The sequence below is a fragment of the Streptomyces sp. SAS_281 genome, from assembly GCF_052542855.1.
This window is the reverse complement of record NZ_JBMNDO010000100.1, coordinates 22,638-28,902: the sequence shown is the minus strand read 5'-3', so window position 1 is coordinate 28,902 and position 6,265 is coordinate 22,638. Positions and strand designations below refer to the sequence as shown.

Here is a 6,265-nt window from a genome sequence, read left to right as displayed (position 1 = left end):
GGCAGTCGGTGGTACCGACTGCCCCGCGCCTCGTGCGGCTCCCGGACCGGGTCTGGCTGACAACGGTGCGGCGATCTTCGGTTGTTGACGTGGTGGTACGGGTGGTGACGGTGAAGCTTCGTGGTGCGGTAGCGGTCCTAGTGGGCCGCGGTGTGCGCCATGCTGCCGCGCCGTGACGGCGACGGCACTTGCGGTTGCAACGGAACGCCGGCCGCCTGAGCGCGGCGCGGCTGTGCGACCGCCCCGTTCTGCACGTCCATCACGGCGTGCGCCACGAGACCGCCCATCGGGTCGTGCCTGATCAGGTCCCGGAGCCGGGAGCGCGATGAACGCCCCTCGTTCCCGGGATACAGGTGCTTGCCGAGTCCGACCGCGTGGGCCAGTGCGGCGAGCGCCGCGGTCCGCGGGTCCGGCGGTACACCGGTGCGGATCGCACTGTCCAGCCTGGCCCTGATGTCCCGGCTGATCGCCGTGTCCGTCGCCTGGTAGCGAGTCGTCGGCAGCACTCCGCACATCTGGCCCGCGACGGCATGCACCATGCCGCACCGCTCCAGATGAGCGAGGTAAATCTGGCGGAGCCCCAGCCGGGGTCCGCCGATCCAGTGGACCGCCCGGACCGGGCTGCCGCGCCTGCGCAGCAGTTCCAGTGCGGAGTCCAGGGTCGGATCTCCTGTCGGCCGTGGCATCACCACGGCGATACGATCCCCGTCTGGGGCTATCCGTCCTGCCAGGGCCAGCTCCACTAGCTGGGCTCCGGCGAGGCCGAGGTCGAGCGACTGCGGCTGCGCTGTGGTACCCGTGGTCGGGTCCAGAGCGAGCAGCAGAAGCTCCTCCGGAATTGTTCTGCGGCTCCTGCCCATCCATGCCTCCCCGCGTGGATGAATGACAGGGTGACCCCTCTCACATCCCTCTGTCGAGGGCGCCTGGTGGCTTTGTACGGGAACCAGTAGCTATGTCGTTCTCGTCTAGCAGCCCGGCCAAGGGTTCACACGGGACACTGGTAGATGGTTCGGACAGCGCGGGGGTTCCCCGCGCCGCATGGAGGAGGCATCGGTGGCGGGCGAGTCCCCCGACAAGTCGGAGCAGCAGCAGTCGTCGGGAACGACTCGGAACGAGCGCGATCCGCGGCTCGACGTCTTCCGCGAACGGACCGGTGGGGCTTCCGTCCCGGACGCCGGTGCGGACTCCGGCACGGGCTCGGGCCCGGATGCCGATACGGATTCGGTGACGGGGGCCGGCTCGGCTGCCCGTGCGGACTCCGGCTCGGATACCGGTGCGGTTTCCGGTCCGGCTGCCGGTGCGGACTCCGGTACGGCGGAGGAGCCGGCGTCCGCCGATGCGGCCGGGGAGCCCGACGCCGGGCCGGACGAGGACGCGGCGGCGGCCCCGGAGGCCGCCGAGAGCGCTCCGAAGGCCACCGAGACCCCGGAGGCCGCCCCGGACGGCCCGGAGGCGGCCACGGACGCCCCTGAGAGCGCGGAGACCGCGGAGCCCGGGACCGCGGAGGCCGAGGCCGACGCGGGGGCTGCCGGGCCCGAGGAGGGCGACGCGCGCCTCCGGGCGGCGGTGGCTGCCTGGGTGTCGACGGCGGACGAGGGCGAGAAGGGCACCGACGAGGCCGACGCCCCGGACGAGGAGCCCCGCGTACCCGGCTCCCGCGAGGGGGAGCCGGACGAGAAGCCGGAGCCGGGCGAGAAGCCGGAGCCGGGCGAGAAGCCCGAGCCGGGCGAGAAGCCCGCGCCTGCCACCGACGCAGAGCCGGAGCCGGAGCCCGCCGCCGAGGCGAAGAATCCGGCCACCGCCGAGCCGGCCACCGCCGAGCCGGCCACCGCCGAGCCGGCCACCGCCGAGCCGGCCACCGCCGAGCCGGCCACCGCCGAGCCGGCCGACGACGACGCCTCCGGCGGGAAGAAGCCTGCCGCCGAGCCGACGGCCGCCGAGCCGACGGCCGCCGAGCCGGCCACCGACAAGCCGGCCACCGCCGAGCCGGCCACCGCCGAGCCGGCCACCGCCGAGCCGGCCGACGACGACGCCTCCGGCGGGAAGAAGCCTGCCGCCGAGCCCCCCGTCGACCAGCCCACCGCCGTCTTCAAGGCGCCCCGCCTGCCCAAGGTCGACCAGCCGACCACCGCGCTGAAGATCAAGCGGTCGCCGTCGGGGGAGCCCGTCGCCGCCGAGGCCGAGTCGCTCACCGAGCGCACCAGCCAGTTCGTACCGTTGCGCTCCGACGACGTACGCGCGGCGCCGACGCCCGCGCCGCGCAGGCCCGAGAGCCCCGCGCCGGCGTTCGGCGCCCCCGCCCCCGCCGCCCTGAGCGGCGCCGAGCGGACCCGGCAGCAGCCGATGCCGCCGAAGCCGCCGCTCGACCTGCTCGCCGAACTGACGAACACCCCGCCGCCGCCGGAGACCCCGGTCCGCACGGCGGTGCGCAGGGTCAAGATCTGGACACCGCTCGTCCTCCTCCTGCTCCTCGTGTTTGCGATCGTGCAGATGGTGCGCCCGCTGCCGGACCCGTCGCTCGCGATGACCGCGAAGGAGACGTACAGCTTCGGCGGCGGCGAGCTGAAGCTCGACTGGCCGTCGCAGGGGCAGTCGGCGGTCACCGTGGACGGTGTCGGCTCGCTCGGTTCGTCCGGGGCGCAGAAGCCCGCGCCGATCGCCAGCGTCGCCAAGATCATGACGGCGTACGTGGTCCTCCAGGGCCACCCGCTCTCGGGCAAGGACGAGGGCGAGAAGATCACCGTGGACCAGCAGGCCGAGGACGAGTCCAAGGCCGAGGACGAGTCCACGGCGCCGATCAGCAAGGGACAGCAGTTCACCGAGAAGCAGATGCTGCAACTGCTGATGATCCCGTCGGGCAACAACGCGGCCCGCCTCTTCGCCCGCTGGGACGCCTCCTCCGAGGCCGCCTTCGTCAAGAAGATGAACGACGAGGCGAAGAAGCTCGGCATGACCCACACCACGTACACGGACCCCAGCGGTCTGAAGAAGACGACCGTCTCCACCGCCGCCGACCAGCTCAAGCTGGCGCGCGCCGTCATGAAGAACGAGGTGTTCCGCGAGATCGTCGACACCCCGCAGATCAAGATCGACGGCGTCGACACGACGATCTACAACAACAACACCCTCCTGCTGAAGCCCGGGGTGAGCGGGATCAAGACCGGTTCGTCCACTCCGGCCGGCGGCAACCTGATCTGGTCGGCCAACACCGTGGTGGACGGCAAGAAGCTGTGGATCTACGGCGCGGTCATGGGCCAGCAGGCGGGAACGGGCCAGCCGTACGACAGCCTCGTGATGTCGCTGGACAACAGCCTCAAGCTGATCGAGGGCGCCCAGGCCGCCGTGACCTCCGCCAAGGTGGTCCACAAGGGCGACGTCGTCGGCTACGTGGACGACGGCTTCGGCGGCCGCACGCCGCTGGTCGCCACCGCCGACCTGAAGGCGAAGGGCTGGCCGGGTCTGAAGGTGCGGCTCTCCGTCGAGGGCAACGGCAAGAAGATCTCCCGCAGCATGAAGGCGGGCACCGAGGTGGGTGTGGTGACCGTGGGCAGCGGCACCGGCAAGGTCAGCGCGCCCGTCGCCCTCCAGCAGGACCTGTCCGACCCGACGTTCGGCCAGAAGCTGACCCGCGTCGGCTGAGGACCGCGGTGGGGGGCGCCCCCACGGCCGCCCCACACCCCCTCCGGGCCGCACGCCCGTTCCGTACGCCTGAACGCGCCGCGTGTTAGCGTCCCGGGGGCAACGCGCGGACCCCGGAGCGCGTCTTTCCGCCCATGGGACCCGAGCGGGAGAGCCGGCCGGAACCAGGCGTCCGGGAAGGGACGGGGAGAGACGCAGTGACCACTGCCGAGCCGACACGGGCGGACGCCGACACCGGCGTCACGGACCCCGCGCAGGCGAAGCGCCGCAGCGACGGCGAGCGGACCCCTCGGGCGCCCGGCCGGTTCGACGGACTGAAGCAGCGCGTCCTGCGCCACCCGGTCCTGCTGACGACCGCGGTCGCCGCGGTCGCCCACATCCTGTGGTTCCTCTTCTTCGCCAACAGCGGCGGCGACATCGCCGCCCAGGACGCCTGGGCCGAGTTCGTCGGCCGGCATCCCGGCACGGCGTACAACCTCGCCTGGTACGGGGGCATGCACCCCGTCTCGTACAGCGTCGTCTCGCCGTATCTGATGTCCCTGCTCGGCGTGCGCACGACGATGATGATCGCCGGCACGGTCTCGGCCGGGCTGACCTCGCTGATCCTGTACCGGGTCAAGGCGGTCCGTAATCCGCTGGCCTGCTCGATGGCGGGCGTCTTCGCGTACCTGTGCAACGCGCTGTCGGGCCGGGTGACGTTCGGACTCGGCATGATGTTCGCGGTCGGCGCGGCCGCGGCCGTGTTCTGCTGGCCGTACCGGTGGCGCTACAAGCGGTGGGCGAAGGCGGTCGTCGCCGCGCCGCTCGCCGGCCTCGCGACGGCCGGGAGCCCGGTGGCGGGCCTCTTCCTCGGTGTCGTCGCGGCCGCGCTGTTCCTGAACAAACGGCGCCCGGGCGCGTACGCGCTGGGCCTCGCACCGGTCGTGGTGGTCGCGCTGTCCGCCTGGCTGTTCCCGTTCTCCGGCACCCAGCCGATGTCGGTCGCGACCCTGTCCGGCCCGTTCATCTTCGCGTGGCTCGTCTTCTTCCTCGTACCGTCCGACTGGAAGACCGTACGCACGGCCTCGGCCGTGTACGGGGCCGGGACGCTGCTCACGTTCGTCGTCGACTCGCAGATCGGCTCCAACGTCTCGCGGATGGCGATGCTGTACGCGGGCGTCGTCCTGCTGGCCGCGCTGCCGTTCACCGCGCCCCGCTCGCGGCGGTGGTACGCGCTGGTCATCGCCTTCGTCTCGCTGAACGCCTGGATCGGCTTCAAGGGCGTCGACGACATCGTCAAGACCGCGCCCACCGCCTCCTGGACCCGCTCACTGGCCCCCCTCGTCAACCAGCTCCAGAAGGTCGGCGCCGAACGCGGCCGGGTCGAGGTCGTCCCGCCGAGCAGCCACCGCGAGGCGTCCGCGCTCCCGGGCTCCGTCAACCTGGCCCGGGGCTGGAACCGCCAGGCCGACATGAAGCGGAACCCGCTCTTCTACGACGACACCCTGGATCCCATCAACTACCGGCAGTGGCTCGACCGCTGGGCGGTGCACTACGTGGTGCTGCCGCAGGGCGACTACGACTACAGCGGCGCCCGCAAGGAGGCCGAACTCGTCGGCAAGGGCCTCTCCTATCTGGAGCTGATCTGGTCCAACGAGGACTGGCGGCTGTTCGAGGTGGACAGCCCGGTCCCGCTGGCCGACCCCCCGGCCACGGTGGAGCGCGCGGGCGAGGGCGAGCTGACGATCCACGTCAAGAAGGCGGGCCGGGTCCTGATCCGCATCCCGTACTCGCGCTGGCTGGCCGTCGTGGACGAGGAAGGCAACGGGGTGGAACGCCCCCAGGAGACCGAGGCGTCCAAGCAGCGGGCGGACGAGAGCACCCCGAGGACGTTCGTCAACGAGAACGGCTGTCTGATCAAGGTGGACGAGGACGAGGAAGGCGACGAGTGGACGGAACTCCTGGCCCCGCGCCCCGGCACATACCGCCTGGGCGCCCCCTACCAGCTCCCGCCGGGGACGCCGTGTCCGGACGAGCTGCGGTGACGGACGCCGTACGCGCCTCCTGGCGGAACACGACCCACGACTGGGCGGCCGAGGTGGACCACGCCCACCTGGAGGCGGTCCGCCGGGACCCGGAGGCGTACGCCCCCGGCGGGGTCCGCCACCTGATCCTGGAAGTCCTCGCCTACGCGTCGGACGAGGCGGAGGCCACCGGGACCGGCCGCGCCGTCGTCACGCTGCACCCGGACGGCTCGGTCTCCGTCACCGACGACGGCCGGGGCACCGACACCCGCCTCGACGCGGCGGGCCGCCCGGTGAAGAAGCCGGTCATGGCCACGAAGGACCTCCGCTTCTTCGACGCGCCCGACGCCCCGCCCCTGCCCGACGGCCACCCGCGCCGGGGCATGTCCGTCGTCGCCGCCCTCAGCGACCTGCTGATCCACACCAACCGCCGCGCCAACGGCAGCTGGGTCCAGCGCTACGAACACGGCGTCCCCGTGACGGACCTGGACCCGCTCCCGGACGACGGCACCACGGGCACCCGGATCCACTTCCGCCCGGCCGCCGGCCTGGCCGGGGCGGCCGGGACCGGACTGACCGACTGGCCCGACCACCTCACCGTCGAGGTCGAGCGCTGAGGAGCG

Annotated in this window: 4 protein-coding genes; 3 read left to right on the top strand and 1 reads right to left on the bottom strand. The window is 72.5% G+C overall.

The features are described from left to right. Positions 1 to 137 precede the first annotated feature (137 nt). Entirely contained in the window at positions 138 to 860 is a 723-nt protein-coding gene (locus ACN6LM_RS29005; protein ID WP_383303447.1) for a GOLPH3/VPS74 family protein, read from the bottom strand. A gap of 193 nt (positions 861 to 1,053) precedes the next feature. Here ACN6LM_RS29005 and ACN6LM_RS29000 point away from each other — a divergent pair, with 193 nt between their 5' ends. The 3 genes from ACN6LM_RS29000 (at position 1,054) to ACN6LM_RS28990 (ending at position 6,259) form a co-directional block, all read left to right on the top strand. Then, positions 1,054 to 3,639, top strand: coding sequence for a serine hydrolase (locus ACN6LM_RS29000; RefSeq protein ID WP_445068347.1), 2,586 nt, complete (start codon positions 1,054 to 1,056; stop codon positions 3,637 to 3,639). Positions 3,640 to 3,836: 197 nt separating this feature from the next. Beyond that, entirely contained in the window at positions 3,837 to 5,663 is a 1,827-nt protein-coding gene (locus ACN6LM_RS28995) for an MFS transporter (RefSeq protein ID WP_445068345.1), read from the top strand. Further along, the gene (locus tag ACN6LM_RS28990; RefSeq protein WP_445068344.1) at positions 5,660 to 6,259 is read left to right on the top strand and encodes an ATP-binding protein; all 600 of its coding nucleotides are present in this window, start codon (positions 5,660 to 5,662) and stop codon (positions 6,257 to 6,259) included. Before ACN6LM_RS28995 ends, ACN6LM_RS28990 begins: the two co-directional genes overlap by 4 nt. Positions 6,260 to 6,265: the final 6 nt, after the last annotated feature.